The 769-nt window shown below is 78.2% G+C and carries 1 pseudogene; it reads left to right on the top strand.

The features are described 5' to 3' along the window. A pseudogene (locus tag AE652_RS42425) lies at positions 1-769 on the top strand (hypothetical protein); the annotation flags it as partial.

Here is a 769-nt window from a genome sequence, read left to right as displayed (position 1 = left end):
GCTTCGCCCGTACCGTCGCCGCCGACTACCCGGACGGCGTGCTGTTCGTCCGGCTGTCCGCCCCGGACGGCGGCCGGGTGGCGCCCGCCCGGGCCGCCCGGCTGCTGCTGGAGCAGCTCGACCCGCAGACCGCCGTGCCGCTGCCCGGGACGGGCGAGGACGGGCGGGACGAGCCGGGCTGCGTGGCGCTGCGCGAGGCGCTCGCCGGGCTGCGGGTGCTGCTCGTCCTGGACGACGTCCGGGACGCCGGGCAGGTGTGGCCGCTGCTCGCCGACGAACCGGGCTGCCTGGTGCTCGCCACCACGGCCGGGCCGCTCACCGGGATCGAGGACATCGACCCGGTGATCCTCGGCGGGCTGGACCGGCAGGCCTCCGGCGAGCTGCTGGCCGACCTGGTCGGCGGCACCCGGATCTCCTGCGACCCGGTCGGCGGGGCGGACCTCGCCGAGGCCTGCGCCTCCCGGCCGGCCGCGCTGCGGCTGATGGCGGGGTGGCTGCGCGGGAACCCGAAGATCGCGGTCACGGAGGCGGCGCGCGAGCTCAACCGGGTGGTGGGGGAGGAGACGGCGGTCACGGGGGCCGTCGCGGAGCCGGCCGCGGGCGGCGAGGCCGCCGCGGTTGCTTCGGCGAAGGAGAAGGAGAAGGAGAAGGGGAGGGCGCCGAAGAAGAAGGAGGGGGAGCGGGCGGCCAAGGCCTCCGGTGCCCCTTCGGCCGGGCCCGCCGGAGCGGCCGGAGCCGCCGGGTCCCAGAAGGCCACGCCCATGATCGG

The sequence above is a fragment of the Kitasatospora sp. MY 5-36 genome (assembly GCF_001182915.1).
Classification (GTDB): Bacteria; Actinomycetota; Actinomycetes; order Streptomycetales; family Streptomycetaceae; genus Kitasatospora.
The sequence above is the reverse complement of the archived record's forward strand: the minus strand, read 5'-3'. Positions and strand labels throughout refer to the sequence as shown.